The organism is Nocardia sp. NPDC050412 (assembly GCF_044458825.1).
GTDB lineage: Bacteria > Actinomycetota > Actinomycetes > Mycobacteriales > Mycobacteriaceae > Nocardia.
In genome coordinates this window covers 215,095-240,374 of sequence record NZ_JBITIJ010000010.1, presented here as the reverse complement: position 1 = coordinate 240,374, position 25,280 = coordinate 215,095, and the positions used below count along the sequence as shown (strand labels likewise).

Annotated in this window: 27 protein-coding genes; 5 read left to right on the top strand and 22 right to left on the bottom strand. The window is 66.6% G+C overall.

Going from position 1 to position 25,280, the window contains the following annotated elements:
• Window positions 1-12 precede the first annotated feature (12 nt).
• Entirely contained in the window at window positions 13-630 is a 618-nt protein-coding gene (locus ACIBI6_RS27570) for a histidine phosphatase family protein (RefSeq protein ID WP_364356394.1), read from the bottom strand.
• Window positions 631-932: 302 nt separating this feature from the next.
• Complete coding sequence (gene hemL / locus ACIBI6_RS27565; protein WP_364356188.1) at window positions 933-2,270, bottom strand: glutamate-1-semialdehyde 2,1-aminomutase; 1,338 nt, start codon at window positions 2,268-2,270, stop codon at window positions 933-935.
• Between the two features lie 190 nt (window positions 2,271-2,460).
• On the opposite strand from hemL, the gene ACIBI6_RS27560 reads away from it, so the two are divergent.
• Window positions 2,461-2,838 (top strand): hypothetical protein, encoded by a 378-nt coding sequence (locus ACIBI6_RS27560; RefSeq protein WP_364356191.1) that lies wholly within the window; start codon window positions 2,461-2,463, stop codon window positions 2,836-2,838.
• Here the strand turns inward: ACIBI6_RS27560 and ACIBI6_RS27555 are convergent.
• The 6 genes from ACIBI6_RS27555 to ACIBI6_RS27530 form a co-directional block, all read right to left on the bottom strand.
• Window positions 2,835-3,080 (bottom strand): hypothetical protein, encoded by a 246-nt coding sequence (locus ACIBI6_RS27555; protein WP_364356194.1) that lies wholly within the window; start codon window positions 3,078-3,080, stop codon window positions 2,835-2,837. The two genes, ACIBI6_RS27560 and ACIBI6_RS27555, sit on opposite strands and share 4 nt — an antisense overlap.
• A 351-nt stretch (window positions 3,081-3,431) precedes the next feature.
• Window positions 3,432-3,698, bottom strand: coding sequence for a hypothetical protein (locus ACIBI6_RS27550; RefSeq protein ID WP_364356196.1), 267 nt, complete (start codon window positions 3,696-3,698; stop codon window positions 3,432-3,434).
• A complete protein-coding gene (locus tag ACIBI6_RS27545; RefSeq protein ID WP_396958296.1) occupies window positions 3,695-4,228 on the bottom strand; it encodes a hypothetical protein in 534 nt (177 codons plus the stop codon). Before ACIBI6_RS27545 ends, ACIBI6_RS27550 begins: the two co-directional genes overlap by 4 nt.
• A 331-nt stretch (window positions 4,229-4,559) precedes the next feature.
• Window positions 4,560-4,970 (bottom strand): hypothetical protein, encoded by a 411-nt coding sequence (locus ACIBI6_RS27540; protein WP_364356202.1) that lies wholly within the window; start codon window positions 4,968-4,970, stop codon window positions 4,560-4,562.
• 446 nt (window positions 4,971-5,416) lie between these two features.
• The gene (gene hemB / locus ACIBI6_RS27535) at window positions 5,417-6,394 is read right to left on the bottom strand and encodes a porphobilinogen synthase (RefSeq protein WP_364356205.1); all 978 of its coding nucleotides are present in this window, start codon (window positions 6,392-6,394) and stop codon (window positions 5,417-5,419) included.
• Window positions 6,395-6,452: 58 nt separating this feature from the next.
• Window positions 6,453-7,415, bottom strand: a complete 963-nt coding sequence (locus ACIBI6_RS27530) for an SDR family NAD(P)-dependent oxidoreductase (protein WP_396958295.1) — start codon at window positions 7,413-7,415, stop codon at window positions 6,453-6,455.
• 524 nt (window positions 7,416-7,939) lie between these two features.
• Between ACIBI6_RS27530 and ACIBI6_RS27525 the strand changes: the two genes are divergently transcribed.
• On the top strand, window positions 7,940-8,269 hold the full coding sequence (locus ACIBI6_RS27525; RefSeq protein WP_364356211.1) for a hypothetical protein: 330 nt from the start codon (window positions 7,940-7,942) through the stop codon (window positions 8,267-8,269).
• A gap of 192 nt (window positions 8,270-8,461) precedes the next feature.
• Here the strand turns inward: ACIBI6_RS27525 and ACIBI6_RS27520 are convergent, their stop codons facing one another.
• The 5 genes from ACIBI6_RS27520 to ACIBI6_RS27500 form a co-directional block, all read right to left on the bottom strand.
• Window positions 8,462-10,024, bottom strand: a complete 1,563-nt coding sequence (locus ACIBI6_RS27520) for a bifunctional uroporphyrinogen-III C-methyltransferase/uroporphyrinogen-III synthase (protein ID WP_364356214.1) — start codon at window positions 10,022-10,024, stop codon at window positions 8,462-8,464.
• Between the two features lie 73 nt (window positions 10,025-10,097).
• Window positions 10,098-11,132 (bottom strand): hydroxymethylbilane synthase, encoded by a 1,035-nt coding sequence (gene hemC / locus ACIBI6_RS27515; protein ID WP_396958294.1) that lies wholly within the window; start codon window positions 11,130-11,132, stop codon window positions 10,098-10,100.
• Entirely contained in the window at window positions 11,129-12,598 is a 1,470-nt protein-coding gene (locus ACIBI6_RS27510) for a glutamyl-tRNA reductase (RefSeq protein WP_396958293.1), read from the bottom strand. Before ACIBI6_RS27510 ends, hemC begins: the two co-directional genes overlap by 4 nt.
• 73 nt (window positions 12,599-12,671) lie before the next feature.
• Window positions 12,672-13,493: a redox-sensing transcriptional repressor Rex gene (locus tag ACIBI6_RS27505; RefSeq protein WP_364356223.1), complete on the bottom strand. Its 822-nt coding sequence runs from the start codon at window positions 13,491-13,493 to the stop codon at window positions 12,672-12,674.
• Window positions 13,494-13,744: 251 nt separating this feature from the next.
• Window positions 13,745-14,005, bottom strand: coding sequence for a glutaredoxin family protein (locus tag ACIBI6_RS27500; protein ID WP_364356226.1), 261 nt, complete (start codon window positions 14,003-14,005; stop codon window positions 13,745-13,747).
• A 129-nt stretch (window positions 14,006-14,134) separates the two neighbouring features.
• Here ACIBI6_RS27500 and ACIBI6_RS27495 point away from each other — a divergent pair, with 129 nt between their 5' ends.
• A complete protein-coding gene (locus ACIBI6_RS27495) occupies window positions 14,135-15,145 on the top strand; it encodes an HAD family phosphatase (protein WP_040696263.1) in 1,011 nt (336 codons plus the stop codon).
• On the opposite strand, the gene ACIBI6_RS27490 is transcribed toward ACIBI6_RS27495, so the two are convergent.
• The 9 genes from ACIBI6_RS27490 to ACIBI6_RS27450 all read right to left on the bottom strand — a co-directional run bounded on the left by ACIBI6_RS27490 (window position 15,142) and on the right by ACIBI6_RS27450 (window position 23,865).
• Complete coding sequence (locus ACIBI6_RS27490; RefSeq protein ID WP_364356229.1) at window positions 15,142-16,173, bottom strand: lysophospholipid acyltransferase family protein; 1,032 nt, start codon at window positions 16,171-16,173, stop codon at window positions 15,142-15,144. The two genes, ACIBI6_RS27495 and ACIBI6_RS27490, sit on opposite strands and share 4 nt — an antisense overlap.
• Window positions 16,170-17,201 carry an NAD-dependent epimerase/dehydratase family protein gene (locus ACIBI6_RS27485; RefSeq protein ID WP_364356398.1) on the bottom strand — a complete coding sequence of 344 codons (1,032 nt, stop codon included), beginning with the start codon at window positions 17,199-17,201 and terminating at the stop codon, window positions 16,170-16,172. Before ACIBI6_RS27485 ends, ACIBI6_RS27490 begins: the two co-directional genes overlap by 4 nt.
• A 248-nt stretch (window positions 17,202-17,449) precedes the next feature.
• Window positions 17,450-17,551, bottom strand: coding sequence for a 30S ribosomal protein bS22 (locus ACIBI6_RS27480; RefSeq protein ID WP_003402602.1), 102 nt, complete (start codon window positions 17,549-17,551; stop codon window positions 17,450-17,452).
• A 168-nt stretch (window positions 17,552-17,719) separates the two neighbouring features.
• Window positions 17,720-18,010: a helix-turn-helix domain-containing protein gene (locus ACIBI6_RS27475; protein ID WP_364356232.1), complete on the bottom strand. Its 291-nt coding sequence runs from the start codon at window positions 18,008-18,010 to the stop codon at window positions 17,720-17,722.
• A gap of 207 nt (window positions 18,011-18,217) precedes the next feature.
• Window positions 18,218-19,054 (bottom strand): pyrroline-5-carboxylate reductase, encoded by an 837-nt coding sequence (proC, locus tag ACIBI6_RS27470; protein ID WP_364356235.1) that lies wholly within the window; start codon window positions 19,052-19,054, stop codon window positions 18,218-18,220.
• 52 nt (window positions 19,055-19,106) lie between these two features.
• Window positions 19,107-19,991, bottom strand: a complete 885-nt coding sequence (locus tag ACIBI6_RS27465; RefSeq protein WP_396958292.1) for a thioesterase family protein — start codon at window positions 19,989-19,991, stop codon at window positions 19,107-19,109.
• A 109-nt stretch (window positions 19,992-20,100) separates the two neighbouring features.
• On the bottom strand, window positions 20,101-20,964 hold the full coding sequence (locus tag ACIBI6_RS27460) for a sugar phosphate isomerase/epimerase family protein (protein WP_396958336.1): 864 nt from the start codon (window positions 20,962-20,964) through the stop codon (window positions 20,101-20,103).
• A gap of 142 nt (window positions 20,965-21,106) precedes the next feature.
• On the bottom strand, window positions 21,107-22,837 hold the full coding sequence (locus ACIBI6_RS27455; RefSeq protein WP_364356241.1) for a hypothetical protein: 1,731 nt from the start codon (window positions 22,835-22,837) through the stop codon (window positions 21,107-21,109).
• Complete coding sequence (locus ACIBI6_RS27450) at window positions 22,834-23,865, bottom strand: Ppx/GppA phosphatase family protein (protein ID WP_364356244.1); 1,032 nt, start codon at window positions 23,863-23,865, stop codon at window positions 22,834-22,836. Before ACIBI6_RS27450 ends, ACIBI6_RS27455 begins: the two co-directional genes overlap by 4 nt.
• A 65-nt stretch (window positions 23,866-23,930) precedes the next feature.
• On the opposite strand from ACIBI6_RS27450, the gene ACIBI6_RS27445 reads away from it, so the two are divergent.
• Window positions 23,931-24,812 carry a hypothetical protein gene (locus ACIBI6_RS27445; RefSeq protein ID WP_396958291.1) on the top strand — a complete coding sequence of 294 codons (882 nt, stop codon included), beginning with the start codon at window positions 23,931-23,933 and terminating at the stop codon, window positions 24,810-24,812.
• Window positions 24,813-24,918: 106 nt separating this feature from the next.
• Window positions 24,919-25,251, top strand: a complete 333-nt coding sequence (locus ACIBI6_RS27440) for a hypothetical protein (RefSeq protein ID WP_364356247.1) — start codon at window positions 24,919-24,921, stop codon at window positions 25,249-25,251.
• Window positions 25,252-25,280 lie beyond the last annotated feature (29 nt).

Sequence of the window (25,280 nt, the reverse complement as noted above, 5' to 3'; positions counted from 1 at the left end):
GGGAAGAAGTTCTCATGCGCCGTGCACCGTGGGATCCGAACCGCCAGCGGGCTCGGAGTAGACGATGTCGACGAGGGTGTCGCCCTGGTAGACCAGCGAGGTCAGCGAGGCGAGCGAGCACTGCCGGTGCCGCGGATCGTGCCAGAGCCGCTGGCCCTGCAGGAACCGCCGCAGCGTCCAGACCGGCAGCTGATGCGAAACCAGCACCGCCTCGTGTCCAGCCGCCTCGACCCTGGCCTTATTGACCGCGGCCAGCATGCGGTGCGCGATCTGCAGATACGGCTCGCCCCAGGACGGGGTGAACGGATCGCGCAGCTTCCACCAGTGCCTCGGCTTGCGCAGCGCACCATCGCCGACCGAAACCCGCAGGCCCTCGAAGGTATTACCGGCCTCGATCAGATTCTCGTCGGTGCGAACCAGTAGCCCGTGCTGACGCGCGATCGGCTCGGCGGTCTCTTGCGCACGCTGCAGCGGCGAGGCGATCACCAGCGCGATGTCGTGATCGGCCAGCGACCGCGCGACCGCACCGGCCTGCGACCGACCGGTGACCGACAGACTGAACCCGGGCAGGCGACCGTAGAGAATGCCCTTCGGGTTGTGCACCTCGCCGTGCCGCAGCACATGCACGATGGTCTCGACCGAATCGTCATCGACCGACTCCTCGCCGCGCGGACGGGTGACGGTGCCGGAGGTACGCGGCGACGCGACGGCGACAGACTCCTCGGTCTCGTCGGAATCAGGCTGGCCGACGGCCTCGGCGGTGACACCGGATGCGGCAGCGTCGCCGGGCTGCGCGACAATGCCCGATTCGTCAATGGCGCTGGACTGCTCGGGCGCAGCGGCATCGGACTCGTCGGCGACAACGGCGGCTTCCGCGCTGTCGACAGAGGTATCTGGTAGTTCGCGCATTTCTGAATCTGGCTGGTCGGAACTCACGCGCGGGATCCTTCGGGGGTGGCGGCCGCGGCCGCATGTGCGGCGGCGGGCAGGGCGGCGGCGATACGGTCGAATGCGTCCTCGTCGAGCGCCGCGGAGACGAACCATGCCTCGAACGCGCTCGGCGGCGCGTACACACCGCCGTCGAGCAGTGCGTGGAAGAAGGCGGGGAAACGCCAGGTCTGGCTGGCTTTGGCAGTGGCGTAGTCGGTGACCGGACGGTCGGCGAAGAACACGCTCACCATATTGCCCGCGAACTGGACCTGATGCTCGACCCCTGCGGCACCGAGTGCCTCGGTGAACAAGCCGCCCAGTCGCTCGGCATTGCGATCGAGTGCCGCGTACACCGCGTCATCGGCCGCACGCAGCGAGGCGAGCCCAGCGGCGACCGCGACCGGGTTACCGGAGAGGGTGCCCGCCTGATACACCGGACCAAGCGGCGCAAGGTGATTCATGATCTCGGCGCGCCCGCCGAATGCGGCAGCAGGTAGACCACCGCTCATCACCTTGCCGAAGGTGTAGAGGTCACCGGCGACACCGTCGCGGCCGAACCAGCCGGACCGGCTCACCCGGAATCCGGTCATCACCTCGTCCATGATCAGCAGCGCGCCATCATCGGCGGTCAGCTTGCGCAGGCCCTCGTTGAAACCGGGCAGCGGCGCGACCGCACCCATATTGCCCGCCGCCGCCTCGGTGATCACGCAGGCGATTTCGCCCGGATGCGCGGCGAAGGCGGCGGCAACGGCCTCGATGTCGTTGTACGGCAGCACGATGGTGTCGCCCGCCTGCGCGCCGGTAACCCCGGGCGAGGTCGGCAGGCCGAGCGTTGCGACACCGGAGCCGGCATCGGCGAGCAGCGCGTCCACATGGCCGTGATAGCAACCCGAAAACTTGATGATCTTGGAGCGGCCGGTGTAGCCGCGGGCCAGCCGGACCGCGCTCATGGTCGCCTCGGTGCCGGAGTTGACCAAGCGGACCCGGTCCACCGGCGCCATCCGTTCGGCGATCAGCTCGGCGAGCTCGATCTCGGCTTCGGTCGGCGCACCGAAGGACAGTCCGCCGACGGCCGCACGCTGCACCGCCGCGACCACCTCGGGATGCGCGTGGCCGAGAATCATCGGCCCCCAAGAACACACCAGGTCGACGTATTCGTTGCCGTCGACATCGATGAGCGTGTAGCCCTTGGCCGATGCGATGAATCGCGGTGTGCCGCCGACGGACTTGAAGGCCCGCACCGGCGAATTCACACCACCCGGAATCACCGAAGCGGCCCGGTCGAAGAGCTGAGCCGAGACCGGCACCGATGCCCTGGTCACGCGCGGAGAAGAACTCACGACATCCAGTGTCTCAGCCCGATTGGAACGAGTCGACGACAGGGTGTAGTCGAGTGACGCAGACCGCACGCACCGCAGCCTCTTCGGCGCAACACGCCGATCATGGTTGCGGCCGATATCGGTCACTGACCGATTACTGATGCGTAATCTCGGTGCGTCGTCGCACCATCTAGCCCATCGGGAGGGTCCAATGCGGTTCGCCGTCATCAGCGCCACGCTCTTCACCGCGCTCGCCACCGTCACCTTCGGCGCCGGGACCGCAGCCGCCGCGGATCCGGTCAGCCAGCCCGACCGGGTCGGGCTGCATCTGAATCACGCGGAGACCGCGGCCCTCAGCGACGGACCACTGCCCGCGCTGGTCACCATGGTGGTGCCGCTGAACCGGATCGGTGCCGGACTCAAGAGTGACACCGAGATCTACCGCGACGAGAACGGCGGAGTACACGCCTCATTGCGCCAGGTCATCATGGAGGCGGCCAGCCATCCGGACGGCACCGTCACCCTGTATGTCAACGCGCCGGGCACCAGGGACGGCCGCGCGCTGGACATTTATCAGAGCTGGGACTAGGTATACATGCACGGCGCCGAGGCCGAAATGGTGTGCAGCTGGCACATGAAGTTGTTGTACACACCCGCCGAACCGGAATCGGGCACGAAGATCGGCGCGGGTTGGGACACCTCGGTCTGAGTGTCGGTCTGGGCGGCGGGCTCCAGGGGCAGTCCCGGCGCGGCCCATGCGGGCGCCGCACCGATCGCGGCCGTCGCGACGACCGCAGCGCACACTTTCCCGGCAAAACGAATCACAAGCATTTCTCCCAGTCGACACAATTCGGATACCGGCCGAAAGCGTAACGGCCACAACAGTATTCACTGAATGCCGACCGTTGCACCTCGCGGCGCGGCACTTGCACGGTAGTGCAGTCGCGGCGGATGCGCCAGGGCACGTCCCGGATCGGCCGTTGCGCCCGAGCGTGATACGGCGCTACGCGGTGGCGCCGACGCAGAACAAGGCGAAGCCGGTTGTCAGCAGACAGGCCAACGGGACCGGAAGCAGGTTCAGCAGCGAAAACGACGGGATTGTGGGCATCATGCCTGCGATTTTCCCGCGAAATTCACGACCGAACTGGTGCGGCGATGTGGATCGCCGGTGATTGCCCTGGTTCAGCGCGAACGCGCGGCACGCACCGTGCGGGCGACGGCATCGATCGCGAGCACACCGGCCACCATTACCAGGAAAGCGGCCAGCACCAGCCACGGAGCGCCGTAGCGGGTGGAGTCGAAGCCGGGCACGTCCCCCGACGGCGCGAAGGTGGTGGTGATCAGCCCGTTGCGCCAGCTCACCACCGCGAGAACCGCACACCCGAGCGCGAGCGTCAATTCGACCAATGCCGCAAGCATCCGGTCACCGATCGCGATCAAGCGCGTCAACGATCCGCTCCGTTCTCGCTGTCTTCGATTTCCTCGGTCCGCGTGGACAGATCTTCGGTCCCGCCGAGCGCTTCGGTGAGCGCGGCCCGCAGACCGCGATGATCCTTCGCCCACGCCTGCACCAGTTCACCACCGACGAGCCGCAGCCCGATGCCCTTGCGCCGGCGCGGCACTCCGCTCAGCTCGCCGAGCGAACGCGCCGATTCCCAGTCCTCATCATCCCAGGAGTCCTCGTCCCGCTCGGGCAGCACCGCGTCGATGGTCGCCAGCGGTAGGGTCTCAGTGCCCTCGCGCAGCGTGCTGGGGGTCAGCTCGACGCTCACATGCCGCTGTCCCGCGATCACCTGCAGGACAACAAAACCCGCGATCAGCGCGGCACAGAAGATGAGGGCGAACCAGTGCACCTGGTCAGCGGTCACCAATTCCAGAATCAGCACGATCAGGCACAACAACGGCCCGTAGGCCACCGAACGCCAGCGCGCGCCCGGTTCGGCGAACAAGATGGTCGCGCCATCCCCAGAAGCCGTCACACCATGCTCCCGGTCGCGCCGAGCACGGCGACGGAAATCGACACCCGACTCCTGATCAGCCGACCGCGCCGGGCAACAGCAGCACGGCGACGGTGACCAACGCGAACAAGATCAGCAGGCTCAGCACGAGCAGATCTCGTCGAATGCTCTGCGGCTGTTGGATCACCACTCGCATCGATGCCTCCGATCTCCCGGAGCCATCTGGTCGACGTACTTACAAAACGTAAGACAACGCGCAACAAGTGACTTCCGGTTCCCATGTCCTCTGTGACAACCCTCACGATACATGCTGCCGATTTCTTGACAAACTCGCGACCGCTCCAGCCGCGGGTCACCTGCGATTCAGCTGGAAGTAGGCAGTCGAGTCCGGACGGTGACTCAAATACACCGCACCCGCCGCCAGCACGCCCTGCACGATTGCCGCACCACCGGCCAGCAGCGAGGCCGCCCCGGTCACCGCTTCCAGCGCGAACAGCGTGCCCACCGCGACCAGTACGAGCCAGACGCCGACAGCGGTCAAAAGCGTGCGCGCCCACAGCTTTCCGCGCACGAACTGGTGCACGAACAGCAAAGCGAATGCGGCCAGGGCCAACCCGATCACCACAGCGACAACAAAGGCCAACGAGACCATTAGCTCGGCATTGGCCATCGTGAAATTCGGATCGCCGACGTGTACCTGGTCGTACATCTTCTGTGCGAAATCCTTGCGCTGCTGAAACGCCGCAACGACCGACCCGATCATCTGCAGAAGGCCGAATCCAATTACGCCCCACCACAATTGCCGCGCCGTCCGAATGTCCTCCGGCGGTTCGGGCCGCGGCCGCGGCGGTCCGACAATTGGTCCACGCGGGTGCGGCCCCGGTGGATACATCCCAAGCGGGTACGGCATCGGTGCATACTCCCCCGGCGGAATCGCGCCCTGCGGATGCAGTCCGGGCGGAATCGGGCCGGGCGGATGCGCCGCAGCTGGATGCACGCCCTCCGGCAGGGGCTCGGCAGGATTCGGTCCCTGAGTATCGGCTCCTCGCGGACTCGACCCGCGCGACTCCGCCCCGCCCGACTCGCGGTCCGGCGAATCGGATCCACCCGGCTCGGAGGATGACTGCGATGCCGACTCCGAACTCGACGACTCCAACGACTTCGGACTGCCGGACTCCGACTCCGGGGCCTCGGGTCTGGGCGGATTCGTCACGACAGCCAGTGCGCGGCCTCGGTCGCCCAGTAGGTGAGCACCATATCCGCGCCGGCCCGGCGGATGCCGATCAACGATTCCAGGATGGCGGCGCGGCGGTCGATCCAGCCGCGCTGGGCGGCGGCGGTGATCATCGCGTATTCGCCCGAGATTTGATACGCGGCCACCGGCACCGTCGATTGGTCGGCGACATCGCGCAGGATGTCCAGATACGACATCGCGGGCTTGACCATCACGATGTCCGCGCCTTCGGCCAGATCCAGTTGCAGCTCCCGGATAGCCTCGCGGCGGTTCGCCGGATCCTGCTGATAACTGCGCCGATCCCCTTCCAGCGAGGACGCGACCGCCTCGCGGAACGGACCGTAGAAGGCCGATGCGTACTTCGCCGCGTAGGCGAGGATGCCGGTATCGGTGCGCCCGACCGCGTCCAGTCCGCGCCGGATCGCGCCGACCTGACCGTCCATCATGCCGCTGGTACCGAGCAGATCCGCACCGGCTTCGGCCTGTGCGAGGGCCATCTCCACGTAGCGGTGCAGGGTGGCGTCGTTGTCGACGGCACCGTCCGCCGACAGCACGCCGCAGTGCCCGTGATCGGTGAATTCGTCCAGACAGGTATCGGCCATGACCACCGTCGAATCGCCGACCTCGTCCGCGAGCGCGCGCAGACCCCGGTTGAGAACGCCGTCGGGATCGCTGGCCTTGCTGCCGGTGGCGTCCTTGTCCTCGGGCAGCGGCACACCGAAGAGCATGAGCCCGCCCACACCGGCGGTGACCGCCTCGACCGCCGCCTTGCGCAGGGAATCCATCGAATGCTGCAGCACGCCGGGCATGGAGCCGATCTCGCGCGGCTCCTCCAGTCCGTCGGCGACGAACATCGGCAGCACCAATTGCCGTGGCTCGAGAGTTGTTTCGGCCACGAGACGACGCAGGGCGGGGGTACGGCGCAACCGCCGCGGGCGGTCCAATCCGGTCATAAACCGCACGATACGCCCGGTCCGAATGCGAGTCGCAGGCGGCGGGTGCGCCGACGGATCAGCGGGCCGGGAACCCCGGCGGCATCTGCATCTTTCCGCCGCCGAACGGACCGCCGCCGACCAATACGGTCGACCCCGCCATATATCCGAGGTCGTCGCCGCATAGTGCCAGGATCGCGCGAGCGATCTCCGCAGGCTCGGCCATTCGGCCCAGCGCGGAGACATTCAGTGGACCCCACGCGTCCTTGAACACCAACCACATCGCATCCGGCAGGCCGGCCGGGCGGATCAACGCGGTATCGGTGGTACCCGGCGCGATCGCATTGACCCGGATACCGCGCGGGCCGTACTGCTGGGCCATCGAGCCGACCATCCCCTCGATCCCGGCCTTACTCGCCGAGTAGGCCGGCGCATCGGCCATCAATGATTTCGAGGTCGTGCACAGGATCACCCCGCCGCCCGAGCGCTCCAATAGCGGTACCTCGTATTTCACCGAGAGGAAGACTCCGCGCAGATTGGTGTCGAGGACGTCGTCCCACTGCTCGATCGGCAGTTCCTCGGCCGCGCCCTCGATTCTGATCCCCGCATTGTTCAATGCCACATCCAGGCGACCGAACCGGCGCTCCACCTCGGCGACCAGTTGTTCGATATCAGCCCGAACGCGAACGTCAGCGCGCACGTAGTGTGCTGCGCCGCCGATGGATTCGGCGACCTGTTTGCCGAGCTGTTCGCGGCGACCGCAGAACACCACGGACGCGCCCTCGGCGGCGAAGGCTCGCACCGCGGCCTCGCCGATACCGGATGTACCGCCGGTCACCAGCACCACCTTCCCGGCGAAGCGCCCACTCGAAGCCGCCGTCGGAAGCGGATCGGTCGGCGGATCGCGCAGGTACGGCGGCACCACAACGGCCGTCGCAACCGCGGCGGCACCCGCACCGGCGGCCGCGAGTCCCATGAACGCCCGGCGTGAACGACTCTGTCCCCCAGTGGATTCGGTATCCGGTGTCGATTCCGTATGCATGCACCGATCATCTCGGCGGGTGGCGCGGGCCACTTCCTCCTACCGGCCCGACCTTTCGGCCGATCGGAGGACACCACATCATCCCCGTGAAGGATGTCTCGAAGATTCGATAAGCCCGCTGCGCGACACCGCGAGCCCCCGGCGGTCGCCGGCCACATCACCCGGAACCTGTGGAATCCCGCGCAGCTCTGGTGGCTCGTCCGGCGGTTCTGCCGCGGCCGTTGCGGCCGGATCGGTAACGGTGGCGCACCGCACGACGGTCTCGGATCGGTGCGCATTCCCGGGCCTGCTGCGGGGTGATGTACCGGCGCTCGAAGAGTGCGGTGCGAGGGGCGGATGATGTCTGAACACGCACCCGCCAACAAATCACGCGCACCGAGCATCCCGTCTCACAGCCGGGCACCGCGTCCCCGGTTGTTCCGGCTGGAACGCGGGATTCGCGGATCACCGCACAGTCGGCAGTAGCGTGCGAAAGCCCTTGTGGGCGGGCGTTTTTGTCGGTGGGCAGGAGTAAAATCGAAGGTGTGTTCGAGGGAATCGCTCCGGGTTCCCGATCGCGACGGGAGGACGCCACCGTGCCCAACACCGCACCGAAGTCGAAGGTTATCGATCGGCCCTATGTTCCGCTGCAGAAGCGGCCACTGCCCACCGGGCGGCCGCGCAAGTGGTACATCTCGCACAATCGGCGGCTCAAGGCCATGCGGCTGACCATCGCCCTGCTCGACTCCGGGATCTACCTGCCGAGCCAAGCCAGCAACGAAAGGATCCGGCGCACAGCCGAACTCATCGATATCCGCCCGCCGTCCGACACCACCTGCCGGTTGGTGCGGACCCTGATGCGCTACAGCCGCTGATCAACGGAGCTCAACGGTTGCGGCAGCTCCGGTTGTGCGGCGAAGGGCCACACCGCTAGCGATTGCTTGCAGGTCGCTCGAAACGGTCAGCTAGCGATTGCTTGCAGGTCGCTCGAAACGGTCAGCTAGCGATTGCTTGCAGGTCGCTCGAAAGGCCTGCCTTCGCCGCACAACCGGGTAGGCAACGGATATTCAGCGGCTGCGGCGGCTCTTCTTGCGCGGCGGGGGCAGCAGCCCCTCGGCGCGCAGTCGAGCCGCATGCTCGGCCAACGCCTCGACCAGCGGACCGACCTGGGCGACCTCCGGCTGCACATCCACGCGCAAGCCGAATTCGATGGCCGTCTCGGCGGTCTTCGGGCCGATGCACGCAACGATGGTGCGCGCGTGGGGCTTACCCGCGATACCGACCAAATTGCGGACCGTGGAGGACGAGGTGAACAACACCGCGTCGAAGCCACCGGTCTTGATCATCTCGCGGGTCTCGGCGGGCGGCGGCGAGGCGCGCACGGTGCGGTAGGCAGTTACGTCATCGATTTCCCAGCCGCGGTCGCGCAGACCTTCGGCCAGGGTTTCGGTGGCAATGTCCGCGCGCGGCAACAGGACTCGGTTCACCGGGTCGAAAACATCGTCGTAGGGCGGGAAGTCGGCGAGTAGCCCCTCGGAGGACTGTTCGCCGCTCGGCACCAGCTCCGGGTTGATGCCGAACGAGCGCACCTTGTCCGCGGTGGCTTCGCCGACGCAGGCGATCTTCACACCGGAGAAGGCCCGTGCGTCCAGACCGAATTCGGCGAACTTCTCCCAGACCGCGCGCACCGCATTGGTGGAGGTGAACACCACCCACTGGTAGCGGCCGTCGACCAAGCCCTTGACCGCGCGCTCCATCTGCGCCGGGCTGCGCGGCGGCTCGACCGCGATGGTCGGCACCTCCATCGGAATGGCGCCGTGGGTGACCAGCCGCTCGCTCATCTCGGCGGCCTGATCCTTGGTGCGCGGCACCAGCACGGTCCAGCCGTACAGCGCCCGCGACTCCCACCACGACATCTTCGACCGCTGCGCGACCACCTTGCCGATGGTCACCACCAGCGGGCCGACCAATTCGGAGGCCGCGCTGTTGAGCGTGGCCAGGGTGGCCTCGATGGTGCGCTGCTGGCGGGTGGTGCCACGCACCGTCACCGCGACCGGGGTCTGCGGCGCCATACCGTGTTCGACCAGCGCACTCGCGGTTTCGGCCAGATGACCCGAGGTCGCCGACAGCACCAGCGGGCCGGGCGCGGCGGCCAGTGCGGCCCAGTCGACCTCACCGCGTACATCGGCCTCGGTGTGTCCGGAGCCGAGCGCGATACCGGCGAAGCTGGGCACGGCGGAACCATTGGGCAGGCCCGGCAGCACCTCGAAAACCATATGCGAGCGCGTCACCGCATTGACCTCGGCGATCACCGAATCGGTCGTCAGCGGGTCGCCCGCGACGACACGGACCACATCGTGCCCACTGCGGGCCTCGGCGATCAGCGTCTTGGCTACCTCGGCGGGGTCGCCGAGCGCGGGCCGCACGTCCACCGGACGCTCACCGTCCTCGCTCGGTTCGACCGCGATACCGATCAGGGCGAGCACGCCCTTGTCGACATCGGGATCGGTGAAGGCCAATGTCGCCCGCCCCAGCACCTCGCGCGCACGCACTGTCAGCAGTGCCGCGTCGCCGGGCCCCGACCCGACAAACAGGATCCGACCCGGATGCTTCTTGTGTGCTCGGTTCATGCCCGTACCTCGCTAGCGCTCGGCACGGACATCGCCGGGGGCGCTGTGCTGTTGATTCGCTCGCTGCGCTCGCTCATTGGTTGTTCTCCATTGGGCTGGAATTGGAAAAGTCAGTGGGCGGACTAACCGCTGATTCCGGCGTGCTGAGCAACTCGCGAGCGCCCAGATCGAGCAGTTCCCGGGCCAACTCACGGCCGAGCTCCGCGGCGCGCTCCGGAGCGCCGACCACGGAGGCTCGCAATACATCGGAGCCGTCGACGGCCGCCGCGCAACCGCGCAACGAGAGTTCGTCGACAATTCTGCCGTCATCGTCGAGCGATTCGACGACCTCGGCGATCGCGCCGATCGGCGCGGTGCAACCGGCCTCCAGTTCGGCCAGCAGCGACCGTTCGGCAATGACAGACGCACGGGTCGCGGCGTCGTCGAGTTCAGTCAGCGCCTTGATCAGTCCGCTGTCATCGCTGCGGCATTCGACCGCCAACGCACCCTGTGCGGGCGCAGGCAACATCTGCACCGGCTCGAGCGCCTCGGTGACCACGTCGAGCCGACCGATTCTGGCCAGTCCGGCCCTGGCCACCACGACCGCGTCCAACTCCCCTTCGCTGACCTTGCGCAGCCGGGTGTCGAGATTGCCGCGCAGCGGCACGATGTCCAAGCCGAGTCCGAGGGCACGCAACTGGGCCACGCGGCGCGGCGCCGAGGTGCCGACCTGGGCACCGGCGGGGAGTTCGCCGAGCACTAGACCGTCGCGCGCGACCAGTGCGTCACGCGGATCCTCGCGCGGCGGGATGGCGGCGATGGTGAAACGCGGATCCTGGGCGGTCGGCAGGTCTTTGTACGAATGCACCGCGATATCGATATTCCCGGCGGCCAGTTCGTCGCGCAGTGCCGAGGTGAACACGCCGACACCGATTTGCTGCACCGGATCCGAGGACAGATCGCCCGGGGTCTTGACGACCACCAGCTCCGCATCGTGTCCGGCCGCGATCAGGTTGTCGCGGATGGTGCCCGCCTGGGTGAGGGCGAGCAAACTGCCTCTGGTGCCGATCCGCCACGGCACGCGAATGCTGCCTGCGGTCACGTTTGCCTCTTCCTGCACGACTGTCATGCCGTCTGCCCCTGTTCTTCGCCGCGGTGTCCGGCGGTGAAGTCGTCGGCCAATGCGATCTCGCTGCCGTCGACGATCGCTTGCGGGTCGACCGAAACATCGCCGAGGAAGCGAATCGCGGTGTGCTCGTCGCTGATCGAACTGAGCTCCATAGGAGCCGCAACCGCTTGCGCCGCACCGGGTTTGAGCTCGAACAGTTCCCGCAGCGCCTCGGCGTAGGTATCGCCGCCCGGGGTGGAGGCCAACTGTTTTACGCGCACCGTCGGCGCGTGGAGCAACTTGTCCACCACGCGACGCACGGTGCGCGCCACCTCGTCACGTTCCGGATCGGCCAGTCCGGGCAGTCGGGAATCCAGGCGCAGCAATTCGGCCTCGACCACCTCGGCCGCGCGCTGCCGCAAGGCGGCGACGGTCGGGGTGACCTCCGCCATGCGCTGGCCCGCAAGATATTTCGCGAGTTCGTCGGCGACGATCGAGCGGGCGGCGACGGTATCGTCGGCGGCCGCACCGGCCGCCGGATCGCGCTGCAACGTCTCGATATCGATGACTGAGACGCCAGGCAGTCCGGCGACGGCGTGTTCGACATCGCGCGGCAGACCGAGATCGCAGAACACCAACGGCCGTTCCACCTGGCTGGCGCGCTCACGTTCGGCGAGTGCGCGATGGGTGTCGGCCAGCGTCACCACCGCGCCGACCGCGCCGGTGCAGGTGATCACGACGTCCGCGGCCGCCATGGCCTCGGTCAGGCGCGACAGTTCCATCGAATGTGCCTCGACACCGTGACTGCGCGCGGTCGCTGCCAGCCGCTTGGCCCGGGCCGACGTGCGATTCACCACGATGATGCGCCCGATGCCCGCCCGCGACAGATGCGCGACGGCGAGTCCGCCCATTGCCCCGGCCCCGAGCACCACGGCGGTCTGCCCGGCGAGCGGGCCGAGCACCTGCTGCGATCGATCCAGGGCGACCGAAACCACCGAAGCGCCGGCCCGGTCGATACCGGTCTCCGAATGCACCCGCTTGCCGACGCGCAGCGCGTGCTGTGCGAGTTCGTGCATGGTTCGCCCGACCGCCTGCTGGGCATCGGCGGAAGCGTAGGCGCCGCGGATCTGGCTGAGCACCTGCTGCTCGCCGATCACCATCGAATCCAGGCCGCTGGCGACCGCGAACAGGTGTTCGGCGGCGGCCTCGCTGTAGCGGACGTAGGCGTGCTTGGTCAGATCCGGCAGCGGCAGGCCGGAATGTTTGGTCAGCAGTTCGCCGACCTCGGCGAGACCGCCGTGGAAGGCGTCCACCACGGCGTAGACCTCGACGCGGTTGCAGGTGGAGACGATCATCGCCTCGGAGACATGACTGGAGGCGAGCATTCGATCGATCAGTTTCGGCCGGTCCGCGTCGGTGATCGCGACCTTCTCCAGAATCGAGACGGGCGCGCTGCGATGCGAAATCCCGACTAAAAGAATGCTCATGACCGCGCCTCGCCGGCGCTCGGCTCCGTCATGCGCATGGCGCGCTGGCACAGGATTCGTTCGCTGCGCTCTCTCATGGTGTAACCACCGATCCCTTGCTGGATGGCTCCGTTGCCGAATGCGAGGTCGTCGAGTGCTTGAGTGCCGGATGTCCGGCAGCGGTGTGCGCGGGCGCGCGGTGGGCGATGCGACCGGAAACGGCGTGCGCGACCTCGGGCAGCGGCGGCGCATTGCGTGCGGTCTCGAAAGACAGCATCTGCAACTCGACCGCCAGATCGACCCGGCGCACCTCCACCGTCTCCGGTGCGGTCAGCTCACACGGGGCAAAGCTCAGAATCGATTGCAGCCCGGAGGCGACCAGCAGATCGCAGACATCCTGTGCCGCGGCGTCGGGCACCGTGAGCACGCCGATGGTCGGCTTCAACGCATCGATGGCCGGGGCCAGATCGGCGACATCGCGCACCACCAGACCAGCGACAGAGCGGCCGATCACCTCGGGATGGTTGTCGAACATGCCGACCACGGTGAAACCGCGGCGCCGGAATCCGCCGTAGCCCACCAGGGCGCGGCCCAGATTTCCGGCGCCGACCAGTACCACCCGATGTCCCTGTGACAGCCCGAGCACATCTTCGATCCTGGTGCGCAACTTGGCGACGTCATAGCCGACACCCCGAACACCGTTGGGGCCGAGGAAGGAAAGGTCCTTGCGCAATTTGGCCGAATTGACACCCGCCGCGACAGCCAGTTCCTCACTCGATACGATGGCAACACCGTCGTCGGCCAACATGGCCAAGACCCGGAGATAGGTGGCCAACCGCGCCACGGTGGCCTGGGGGATGTCCTTCTGCAGAGCCCTGCCGGAGACGCCACTCGGCGCCTCATGCTGCTCTGTCACGTCGTCGGCTCCTCGTTCCGGCCTCCGGCGAGGTCCGGTTCGTCGTTCGACCTCGGGCTCGGGGCGGTCCGGTGCCATGGTCGAAGTATTCGGAATGCTGGGTTCATTACGCGGTGGATCCGCAGCCTCGGCGAGCGGGTCGCGTGCCACCACCGTAACCGCTTGTGCAGCCCTTCACAAAGTCGGTGAATTTGGCCTCATTTTCCGCCGCGACCAGCATCGCGGCGGAATCGGGCCGGATCAGCAATCCCTCAGCGAGTCAAGTCGGCCCGCAATCGGGGCTCGTCGACATCGAAATAGCTGTGCTCACGGCCGTCCAAAAGCACCACGGGAAGCCGGTCGCCGTACTCCGCGCGCAGGCCAGGGACGGTTGCGGCGGCTTCGTCGACATCGACGGTGGACGGCTCGATATCGAAATCGGCGCAGATCGCCCGGAGTTGCTCGAGCGCGGTGACGCAGAGCCCGCAGCCCGATCTCGTCAACAGCGTCACCGAATGTGTGGGATTGGTCATGGCCGATATTAAATCCCCTCGCCACGCCCCGATCGGAGCGCGCGGTAGTGCCTTAACTGTCACCGCGGCCAGCTAATGTGGTTGTGGTTCGCGCGACGGGCGGAGGTACTGGTGCCGGAACAATCGAAGGTGGCAAGGGCAGGTTTCATCGCGGGACGATTCGGTGAGTTTCCGGTGCGGTGGAATCAGGGTCGGCTCGGCCAGGGTCTGCAGGACCAGCTCGCGCGCATCTCTCGCAGCCCGTTCGGCCCGAGCGAGGAAGAGCTGCGGGCCAATCTGGCCGGTGAGGCCAGTGCCGAGGCGGCGCTGTCGCTGCACGATGCCGAACTCGCCGAAGCCGATATCGAGGCCACCGGGCCCGAGGTGCCGCGGGATCTGACCGCGGCGGCATTTTTCGATGTCGACAACACCATGGTGCAGGGCGCGTCGATCGTGCATTTCGCCCGCGGCTTGGCCGCGCGCAAATACTTCAAGACCTCCGATCTGGTGGACGTCGCCTGGAAGCAGGTGAAATTCCGGGTCACCGGCAAGGAGAACAGCACCGATATGGCCGCGGGCCGGGAGAAGGCGCTGGCATTCATCGCGGGCCGTCCCACCGCCGAGCTCGCCGCCCTCGGCGAGGAGATCTACGACGAGATCATCGCCGACAAGATCTGGCCCGGCACAAGGGCTTTGGCACAGATGCATCTGGACGCCGGACAGCAGGTCTGGCTGGTAACCGCGACGCCGGTCGAGCTGGCGCAGGTCATCGCGAAGCGACTCGGGCTGACCGGTGCGCTCGGTACGGTCGCCGAGAGCGTGGACGGAAAGTTCACCGGGCGACTGGTCGGCGACATCCTGCACGGACTCGGTAAGGCGCATGCGGTGCGTACGCTGGCGATCCGAGAAGGCTTGAACCTCAAGCGTTGTACGGCCTACTCCGACAGCCACAACGATGTGCCGATGCTGTCGCTGGTCGGCACCGCGGTAGCGATCAATCCGGATTCGGACCTACGCGAGGTAGCCAAGAATCGCGGCTGGGAGATCCGCGATTTCCGTACCGGACGCAAGGCAGCCAAGATCGGCGTGCCGACCGCGCTGGCACTCGGCGCCGCCGGCGGTGCGGTCGCCGCGGCGGTCACCCGGCGCCGCGAGCACTAGCCCGTGAACGGGTTGCGGCGCTTGGTGAGCAGCTTGTAGAGGGTCTGCTGAATGGTTTCGCGGACCTGGTCGGTGACCTCGAACATGGTCATCGGATCGTCCGCGTCCTCGGCCTCATAGCCGGTGGTCGCGATCGGCTCGCCGAATTCGATGTACCACTTCGACGGCAGCGGCAGCGCACCGAGCGGACCCAGATGCGGGAACAGCGGCGTCACCGGGAAGTAGGGCAGATTGAGCAGCCGGGCCAGCGGCTTGATATCGGCCAGCTTCGGATAGATCTCCTCCGAACCGACGATCGAGCACGGAATGATCGGCGTGCCGGTGCGCACCGCCGCCGCGACGAATCCGCCACGACCGAAGCGCTGCAGCTTATAGCGATCGGTGAACTGCTTACCGACGCCCTTGAAGCCCTCGGGAAATACCCCGGTCAATTCCCCTGCGCGCAGAAGCCTTTCGGCGTCCGGATGGCAGGCCAGGGTGTGTCCGGCCTTGCGGGCGAGCACGCCGAGCACCGGCGTCTCGAAGACGAGATCGGCGGCTAGCAGGCGCAGCGCGCGTTCCTTCGGATGCCGGTCATGGATCGCCAGTTGCAGCATCAGCCCGTCGAGCGGGATGGTGCCCGCGTGGTTGGCGACGATCAGCGCACCACCGGCTTCCGGAATATTCTCGATCCCGTTGACCTGCACCCGGAACCAGTAATCCGAGAGCGGCCGCAGCGCGGGCAGGATCAACGATTCGAGCAGATGTTCGTCGAATCCGAATTCGTCGATCTGATAGTCGCCGGTGAGCCGACGGCGCGCGAAATCCGCAGTGCTGCGGATCTGCTTGCCGATGGCGCCGCGCAGCATATCCGACACCGAACGCGGCGGCGGGGGTTCGGCGGCCGCGAGACGTTCGGTCAGCGACGTCACCACCGGGCTGGGCGTGACCTCGCCGGTCAGCGGCTCCGGCCAGCGCCGCGGCGTGGTCCGCTGGCGCGTTTCGATATTCAGATCGTGGAGTTGGATGACTTTCGCTACGTCATTCATGTATGTGCTCCCGTACCGGCCCCGAGCAGGCCGAGCAGTTTATGTTCTGCGGCATCGATCCACGCTGGATCGATGACGGGCCGCGACGCTGCGCCCCCAATGAAGTCGTCGAATGCCTGCACCGTCGTCCAGCGCGGGACGAACTCGAGTTCGGTGCGCATGCGGGTGGTGTCGAGGCCACAGCCGAAATGGAAATAGTCGATCTGCTCACTCGTGAAATCACGCATGATCGGGCCCATGATCGCGCGGCCCGCGGTGCGGAAGACCGACCACGGGATCGGCAGCTCGATCCGCCCCGCACGCCGGATCGCCTGCGATAGCACCAGTGCGCCGTCCCCGGCGATGTTGTAGGTGCCGCCGGGCGCCTGCCGCGCCGCATGGGCCATCGCGGCGATGGCGTCCTCCTCATGCAGCAACTGCAGCCTGGCATCGCGGCCGAGGACCGTCGGCGCGACCGGTGAACGCAGATACTGCACACCGCGGCGGGCCAATCGCGGGCCGACAATGGGCGCCAAACGCAAAATGGAAGCGGCTATATCGGGACGGCGCCGAGCGAGTCCGCGGACGAATCCTTCGATTTCGATCATGTCGCGAGCAAACCAACCACTCGGTGGGGTTCGCGCGCTCATTTCTTCGGTGAATTTGGCGGGATCCTTCGCACTGCATCCGTAGACCGCAGACGTCGAGCGCACCACCACGCGCCGCACCGAAGGCGATTTCTGACAGACCGCGAGTAGCTGCATCGCGCCGAGGACGTTGAGATCCTTCATCACCGCCCGGCCGCCGCCGGCCGGCGGATGCGTGAGCATCGCGACGTGTACAACGGTGTCGACCTCATTGCCGCCGATTACCTTGCGAATCAAAGGATTTCGAATATCGGCGCGGACGAATTCGGCGCGGCCCATGCGCCGTTGCAGCTCACGACTCGGGGTCATGGTGTCGACGGCCAGGATGCGTTCGATGTTCTGATCCTGGGTCAAACGGGCGACCACGTTGCCGCCGAAGAATCGGCTGGCACCGGTCACCATAACCACTTTGGGTGTATGTCCATCCCGTATCTCAGAACCCACCGCACCGGATCCCAACTGTGACAGCCCCCAATTCTGTTTACTGCGGTACCAGAGTAACCGGTCGACTGCGATGCGCAGAGGGTATTAACCAGCTTCTAACGATGACTTCAGTCACCTGATACATGAGCAAATTTCAAAATTCGCTGTTTCAAAAAGAAAAGCCCGCCACCAATCGGTGACGGGCCTCTCAGCTAATGCGCAGCTACTCACTTGCCGAGTTTGCGCCGCTGAACACGCGTGCGGCGAAGCAGCTTGCGGTGCTTCTTCTTCGACATGCGCTTGCGGCGCTTCTTGATCACAGAACCCATAGGGTTGTCCTCGCGTTCTCTCTACTCGGCGCGCACGCCAATCACGTACGCCTATTTCAGCGTCCGCGCCGCCAGCTGGCACCGGACACCACAAAGCGGTGCCGCCGGCAGGCGCACACGAACCGAGGATTCATCCTACCGGGACACCGTCAAGCTGATGAAACCGCCTCATCCAGCGTCGAAGTAGGACGTCTCCAAATAGTCGTGCACCGCCTTGGCATGCACCCGGAACGAGCGACCGACCCGCACGGCGGGCAACTCACCCGAGTGCACCAGCCGATAGACCGTCATCTTGGATACCCGCATGAGATTGGCAACCTCGGCGACGGTGAGGAACTGAGTACCTCCTCCGAGCACTGACTGCGACGGATTCGCCGAACCGCCTTGGGTCCGGGAACCAGCCCGGCCACTCGATGGTCCGGAACTTCCTGGCGACGTCCCTGAACTATTTGCAGACATCTTGTTAGACATCATCGCACCACTGACCTCCGGCACGTCCGCGCCGCCAGCTTCCCCACCGGCGGAACAGACACGCACGTGCTCCTTGAAGCTTAGCGGGACCAGTGGGATTACTGCGACGGGTGTGAGAAATCCGGTTTACACGCTGGGAACCGACCGGTCACCCTGTAGACGCACGATGTTTGATGAACGCCCGTCCAAGATCGCTCAGGAAGCGCTGCCGCCAGCCCCGTCATTGGCACCCTGTTCCGCGGATCGGTGCTTCGCCGCATGCAATGCCTCGAGGAAGGCCGAGCGCACCCCGCCACGCTCCAATTCACGCACCGCGGCGGCGGTCGTACCCGCCGGCGAAGTCACCGCGGCACGCAGCTCGGCGGCGGTCTGTCCGGAGCTCTCGAGCAGGGCGGCCGAGCCGAGCATGGTCTGCACGACGAGCTCGGTGGCGACGTCGCGGGTCAGGCCGAGTCCGACAGCGGCGTCGATCATGGCCTCGACCACCAGGAAGAAGTACGCGGGTCCGGAACCCGAGACCGCGGTCACCGCATCCATCTGCGCCTCGGTCACAGTTGCCACCTTGCCGACCGCGGCGAGCAGCTCGGTCACCTGGGCCAGCTGTTCCGAGCGGGCGTAGCGGCCCGGTGCGAGCACACTCATGCCCTGGCCGACCAGCATCGGGGTATTCGGCATCACCCGCACCACCGGGAAGCCGGCGGGCAGCTTGTTCTCCAGTCGCGCCGTCGGCACACCCGCCGCCAGCGACACCAGGATCTGATCGCGGTCGGCGTCGAGTTCGGCCTTGCCGAGCTGGGTCAGGACCGTATCCACATCACCCGGCTTGACGGCAATGACCAGGACATCCGCACCGACGATCGCGTCCGCGATCGAATCGGTGACCCGCACGCCGAAGCGATCGCCGATGAGTTCGGCCCGATCGGCATGTGTCTCGACGACGACCAAATCCTTCGCCGCCCGTCCGGATTCGAGCAATCCGGCGATCAACGCCTCCCCGATGCGACCGCCACCGATCACCGCAACTCTCGTCATAGCGCTAAGGCTAATCGCGCGGCAATATCGGCAGGGCGCTGGGGAACCGGTCCTAGCGCTGCTGCGGCACCAGCGCGAGCTGACGGCTCTGTGCGACAACCGCGCCGGTGGAGTCGAGAATCAGCTGGTCTTCGTCGAACATGCGCGCGCCGACCTGGTGGCTGGTCGCGATGATCCGCAGCCAGCCGGGGGCCGGGCGGCGGCGCAGGTAGGTGGTCATCTGAACCGTCGGGGCCCAACCGAACTGGCCGAGATTCTGCGGGACCGGCGGGCTCATATCGGCGGCCATGATCGCGAAGTACATGGCGATATCCGCATCCCGCTGGTCGCCCTCGAACGGACGCATCCAAAGACGCAGACGCGGTTCACCTTTCGCGCCGTCGAGGAATCGGGCCCACTCCCGATCGATGAACAGTTCGGCACCGCGCGCCACATGGACGATCTTGCCCATCGACGAATCCCGGTAACCGATGGCGTCGGCGGGCGGTTCGATCGGCATATCAGCGTGCTGCTGCGCGTAGATCGGGTCGGCATCGTCGAGATGGCCGAAGGTGAACGCGGTACGCACCAGCGTGCGCCCACTCTGGACCAGGTTCACATCGACCAGGCAGATCTGACGACCGACCTTGCGGATGTGCACCTCGTACTCGACCTCTCCCGGCTCGGGCGCGCCGAGGAAATCGGAGCTCGCCGCGATGGGCGCCATGCCAACCAGGGCCGGATCGGAGGCGCGCAGCCAGCGGGTGGCCGCGGCGGCGCTGGCCGCGACCATGGTGCCGCCGTGCACCTTCGGCCCGATGGTCCAGATTTTGTCGATGATGCCCAGGTAGCGGCCGCTATCCGGGTTGGCCGACAGCAGTTCGGTCAGTGTGCACACCCGGCTGAAGGGTGCGTCCGTCGTGATGGCCTGCTCGAGTTCGGCGGTCAGCTCCGGCATCGTCACTCCTGTCGTCGGTCGGCCGCATCGGCGAGACGCGGCGTTCGTACAGCGTAGAACGAAGCGATTCGCGGTCGGAATTCCCCTCTGCCGGTAGATAGGTGCGGCATCACACCTGGTTGGCGTGCGTGGGAGCCGGAGCGGATGCGTTGAGGTGCGTCCTGGCGAACTCCAGCGTGCGGTTCAGCATGTCCGTACGGCCCTGGGTGGTGCGCGCGTTCTGGGTATTGATCTCGGCGACCGCATGACCGGCGAAACCCGACCGCAGCAGTGCCGCGCACAGTTCGACACAGGGCTGGGTGCCCTCGCCCGGCACCAGATGCTCGTCGTGCGCCGCGCCGCAGCCGTCGGCGAGATGCAGGTGCGCGAGGCCCTGGCCCATCCGCGCGGCCAGCGCCAGCGGATCGGCGCCCGCGGTCGCGGTATGTGAGATATCGAGGGTGTAGTGCCGGAATCCGGTATCGGTCGGATCGTAGGACGGACTGAACGCGGTCAGGCCGGGACCGGGTCCGCCACGGCGCTCCAGCCGCTTCGCCGAGCCGGTTTTGCGGCCGAAGAGAGTGTCCGCGCGCATGGGGAACATATTCTCCACCGCGACGATGACGTGGCTGTGCTCCTCCAACTCGGCCACCTGATCGGCGAAGCCCTGCGAATATCTGCGCTGCCAGCGGAACGGCGGATGCACCACCACGGTGCCCGCACCGAGCGCCTCAGCGGTGCGCACACTGCGCTCGAGTTTGGCCACCGGATCCGAACCCCACACCCGCTGGGAGATCAGCAGGCACGGTGCGTGAATCGCCAGTACCGGCACACCGTATTTGCGGGAATAGGCCTGAACCGCGGCGATGCTCTGGCTGGCCGGTTCGGCCCAGACCATCAATTCGATACCGTCGTAACCGATTTCGGCCGCGTACCGGAAGGCCGACTCGGTGTTCTGCGGATATACCGAGGCCGTCGAGAGACCGACGAGGATCTGCTGACCGCCGGATCCACCGGCCGCTTCGACCGGCGAATGGGGTTCGGTGCGCACGTCGGGATCTGGAGCGCGCCCCGTGGCCGCGCTCGCCGTTCTGGTGTCGTCCGCCTGCCCGATGTTCCCCACAACCGCTCCCTGCTCAGTTCGTACTGAGTAGAAAGGCTAGCGGTCCCAGGGTGACGAAGATGCCGACAACGACGGCTATCACCGTGCTGAGAATGTCATCGGTGCGCCGCAGTATTCGCACCAGTGCCACCAAGCCCAAGATCACGATCATCGCCAAGCACAGCGCCACCCAGGGCAGCATTTCCCACATGCGCTCGAAGCCCTTGAACAGCAACATTCCGGCGACCGCTGCGCCGGTGCTCTGACCGCCCAGAATCATCCACTGTCGGCGATTGGCGTCGTACTCGGACTTGCGTGCGATCCGCGAGCGAGCGCGTCTCGGGGACAAGCGGGAGGCGAACGAATGTTCCGAATCGACATCGTCACCGTCGAAATCCTCGTCGTCGTCGAGGACATCGCCGGTCGGGAACGGTTCATACACATCGGTTAGACCGTCGTACACATCATCCGGCTCGACGGGCTTTGATCTGCCGCGTCGGCCACGCCCGTTGCGCTCCGCGGCGCGCCCGTTCGCCCGCTGGGCCTCGGCGCGCTCGACCTCGTCGCGCAGCAGGTCGCCCGCCACGGTCTGGCCGGAGACGAGCTGCTGATCCTGACTGGCCAGTGACCACCCGGCAGTTGGGACGCTCTCTGATTCGGGCGCACTGTTATTGGGCGCTACGTTTCTTCGCGCCGACCAGGCGGGCAGAGCGCGGTCGGGCGGACCATCGCGCCGTGCGGATCTTCGCTGATCCGGCGGCTCGGGATGACCTCCGCGCGACGGACCGTCCGGCAGCGGGGATATCGGCAGCGGCGCGGATTCCGGTGTGAAGCCATTGGTGGACGGCGACCATGGAGCGGTCGATGGTCCGGCGTTGTTGGCCTCGGCTTCGGCTGCCTCCGCCGCGCGTCGCCGGGCGGCCCGACCGCCGGATCTCGATCCGTTCGGCGGGCTTTCGGGCGGGGCGCCCATGTTTCGGCCGAGATCGCGCAGCGGCCGTACATCGGTGGTCTCCTCCGCCGGTTCGGCGTGCCGATGTCGGCGGCCGGTGCTTCCCGAGCCGACCGCCCCATCGGCCAGCGGGTCCCGCGCGTACGGATCGGGAGCCGGGGTGTACGGATCGGGAGCCGGGGTGTACGGATCGGGAGCCGGAGCGTACAGATCCGATATCGGCGTGGACAGCGGCTCCGCGGGCGCGGCATGCCGCGACGACGAATCCGGCATCTCCCGTCCAGGCATGACTCGGCTCGAATATCCCGGCGGGGGCAGCGGATCGGCCGGTGCTTCCGCAGGGGCGTAGGCCGAGAGTGGGTCGTACCGGGTGATCGGCCCCGACATCGGCGAGTAGTTGGGCAAGTCGGGTGCGGCGTAGGGCGCCGGATCCGGCGCGGCATACGAAGTGGGTTCCTGCGCAGGCGTTTCGAAACCGGACGCGTACCCGCCCGACTGGAAGCCGGAAGGTTGGTAACCCGACGCGTCGTACCCGTTCGCCTCGTACCCGTTCGCCTCGTACCCGTTGGCTTCGTACCCATTGGCTTCGTACGCGACTGGCTCGTACGCCGGTTCGTCGTCCTCGGGTGCGGCGTGCGCCGAATGGCCACCGCCACCGCCGGCCGGAATGGCGGGCAGATCACCGGTCAGCTCGGCCACCGAGATGCCGCGACCACTGCGCCGCCGCCGTCCGCCGCCACCGGCGGATGCGCCCTGCTGGCCATTGCGTGCCAGCAGCTCGGCAACCGAGAGCTGCTTGGAATCCTCACTCATGACGACACCGTTTCCATCGGGCCCGATAGACCACCGCCGGGCACCGGCTTACCGCTCGTTTCCACAACGACACCCGGCAAAGCCGTAGCTCTCGGTCCGCCGTTCATATCGGTATCCAGTTTGCGCAGGATCAGCCCCTCGCGCAGTGCCCACGGACAAATCTCGAGGGTATCCAGCGATAGTGCCCGCATACTCGCCTCCGCGACCAATGCGCCAGCCACCAATTGCTGTGACCGATCAGAACTTACGCCTTCCAATTCTGCACGGTCCGCCGCCGTCATTCTCGAGATGAAGGCAATCAGTTGGCGCAGACCTGAGCTGGTGAGTGTACGGCGCACCCGCAACCCGGCCGAAGAAGGTGCCGCTCCGGTCAACCGGGCAAGCGACCGAAACGTCTTCGAGGTACCGACCGCCAGATCCGGTTTTCCGGTCTCCAGCAGCTCTTTCGCCGGTGCGACGAGCTCCGCGTCGAGCCAATCGCGCAGCACCGCGACGCGGCGCTTACCCGGCGGATCCTCACGCAGCCACTCTCTGGTCAACCGTCCGGCACCGAGTTGCAGCGAGACCGCGAGATCGGGTTCCTCGTCGCCGCCGTTGGTCATTTCCAGTGAGCCGCCGCCGATATCGAGATTGAGGATCCGCCCCGCGCTCCAGCCGTACCAGCGGCGCACGGCGAGGAAGGTCAGCCGGGCCTCGTCGACACCGGAGAGCACCTGCAGTTCGACACCCGTTTCGGCGCGGACCCTGGCGAGTACCTCATCGGAGTTCGCGGCCTCACGCAGCGCGGAGGTCGCGAACGGCATCAGCTCCACGCAGCGGGAAGTCTCGGCGATGCTGGCGAATTCGGCCACCGTCGCGATCAGCCGTTCGGCCCCCTGGACGGTGATGCAGCCGTCGGAATCGATATTCTCCGATAGCCGGAGGGTGGCCTTTGTCGAGCTCATCGGCATCGGGTGACCACCGCGATGGGCGTCCACCACTAGCAGGTGGACGGTATTGCTTCCGACATCGAGTACCCCAAGCCGCACATGAATACGGTACTGGGTGATCCGGCCCTTTAGCCCAGGCGACTGAACTGTTAGCGTCCTGAAGTGTGACGGTAGGCGCAACGAACAGCGGCTCCAAGAGGCCCCGACCAGCGGGAAAGATCGATCCGGCACCGGAGGTCGATCTCGACTTTCCCCGTGAATGGATCGAGTTCGTGGATCCAGCAAACGACGAGCATGTGATCGTCGCGGATTTGACCTGGTTGCTGTCGCGCTGGACGTGCGTTTTCGGAACTCCGGCGTGTCAGGGAATTCTGAGCGACCGCCCCGATGACGGCTGCTGCTCGCACGGCGCGTTCCTCTCCGACAAGGACGACCGCAAACGATTGACCAATGCTGTGAAAATGCTCACACCGAGCGACTGGCAGCTGATGGATGAGGCGACCGACGCCGACGGCAAGATCACCAAGAAGGGCTATCTCGAGCTCGACGAACTGGAGGACGAGCCCGCGCTGCGCACCCGCCGCTTCGACGGCGCCTGCATTTTCCTCAACCGCCCAGGCTTCGAGGGCGGCGTCGGCTGCGCGCTGCACACCATGGCGCTGCGCAAGGGCATCGAGCCGCTCGAGGTGAAGCCGGACGTGTGCTGGCAGCTGCCGATCCGGCGCACCCAGGACTGGGTGGAACGCCCGGACGGCGCGCAAATCCTGAAGACCACCATCACCGAATACGACCGGCGCGGCTGGGGACCCGGCGGCGAGGACCTGGATTGGTACTGCTCAGGCTCCCCCGACGCCCACGTCGGCACCCGTCCGGTGTGGCAGTCCTACGCTCCCGAACTGAAGGAATTACTCGGCGCACCCGCCTACGAAGAGCTGGCCAGACACTGCAAACGCCGCGAGGGACTCGGCCTCATCGCGATCCATCCCGCGACCGTGCATGCAAATCGAATGAGATCCGACGACCACGTCACAGACCAGTCGGCGTGACCTATCTGGGGTGACCTATCTGGGGGACCTATCTGGGGTGACCTATCTGGGGTGATTCACCTGCCCGCCATGCAGGCTTTACTCGGATGCGGTTGGATGTGCGGTCATGTTGAAAAAAGCCCTGACCCTGACCGCCATCGCGCTCGGCGCCACCGCCGCGCTGACCGGTGCCGCGCATGCCGAGCCCAATGGCGACCCGGCCAAATACGCCGATTTCACCGCCGACTTCCTGCCCGCCAATACCCCCGAGGCGATCAACGCCCAGGCGAACGGCAAGAACCTGATCATGAGCCCCTACGGCGTCACCCGCACCATCGCCTGCCGCGGCACCAGCGCGGGCGACGTCTACGACTGCATGCAGGAAGACGACCTCGGCTGGATCACCCTGCACAAGAACGACCTCCCCGGCCTCGGCCCCACCTGGGTCTACCTGCCCTGATTCTCGGACGCACGCAGCAGACGCCGAGG

Bases quoted from the DNA above. Each gene is read 5' to 3' on its own strand.
- hemB (WP_364356205.1), bottom strand. From the start codon at position 6,394: ATGACCGGATTGGACCGCCCGCGGCGGTTGCGCCGTACCCCCGCCCTG.
- ACIBI6_RS27475 (WP_364356232.1), bottom strand. From the start codon at position 18,010: ATGTCTGCAAATAGTTCAGGGACGTCGCCAGGAAGTTCCGGACCATCG.
- ACIBI6_RS27485 (WP_364356398.1), bottom strand. From the start codon at position 17,201: ATGGTGACCGGTGCCAGCCGATTCTTCGGCGGCAACGTGGTCGCCCGT.
- ACIBI6_RS27540 (WP_364356202.1), bottom strand. From the start codon at position 4,970: ATGATCGGGTCGGTCGTTGCGGCGTTTCAGCAGCGCAAGGATTTCGCA.
- ACIBI6_RS27555 (WP_364356194.1), bottom strand. From the start codon at position 3,080: ATGCTTGTGATTCGTTTTGCCGGGAAAGTGTGCGCTGCGGTCGTCGCG.
- ACIBI6_RS27530 (WP_396958295.1), bottom strand. From the start codon at position 7,415: ATGCATACGGAATCGACACCGGATACCGAATCCACTGGGGGACAGAGT.
- ACIBI6_RS27490 (WP_364356229.1), bottom strand. From the start codon at position 16,173: ATGAATGACGTAGCGAAAGTCATCCAACTCCACGATCTGAATATCGAA.
- ACIBI6_RS27455 (WP_364356241.1), bottom strand. From the start codon at position 22,837: ATGAGTGAGGATTCCAAGCAGCTCTCGGTTGCCGAGCTGCTGGCACGC.
- proC (WP_364356235.1), bottom strand. From the start codon at position 19,054: ATGACGAGAGTTGCGGTGATCGGTGGCGGTCGCATCGGGGAGGCGTTG.
- ACIBI6_RS27560 (WP_364356191.1), top strand. From the start codon at position 2,461: ATGCGGTTCGCCGTCATCAGCGCCACGCTCTTCACCGCGCTCGCCACC.
- ACIBI6_RS27500 (WP_364356226.1), bottom strand. From the start codon at position 14,005: ATGACCAATCCCACACATTCGGTGACGCTGTTGACGAGATCGGGCTGC.
- ACIBI6_RS27510 (WP_396958293.1), bottom strand. From the start codon at position 12,598: ATGAGCATTCTTTTAGTCGGGATTTCGCATCGCAGCGCGCCCGTCTCG.
- ACIBI6_RS27520 (WP_364356214.1), bottom strand. From the start codon at position 10,024: ATGAACCGAGCACACAAGAAGCATCCGGGTCGGATCCTGTTTGTCGGG.
- hemC (WP_396958294.1), bottom strand. From the start codon at position 11,132: ATGACAGTCGTGCAGGAAGAGGCAAACGTGACCGCAGGCAGCATTCGC.
- ACIBI6_RS27480 (WP_003402602.1), bottom strand. From the start codon at position 17,551: ATGGGTTCTGTGATCAAGAAGCGCCGCAAGCGCATGTCGAAGAAGAAG.
- ACIBI6_RS27465 (WP_396958292.1), bottom strand. From the start codon at position 19,991: ATGCCGGAGCTGACCGCCGAACTCGAGCAGGCCATCACGACGGACGCA.
- ACIBI6_RS27440 (WP_364356247.1), top strand. From the start codon at position 24,919: ATGTTGAAAAAAGCCCTGACCCTGACCGCCATCGCGCTCGGCGCCACC.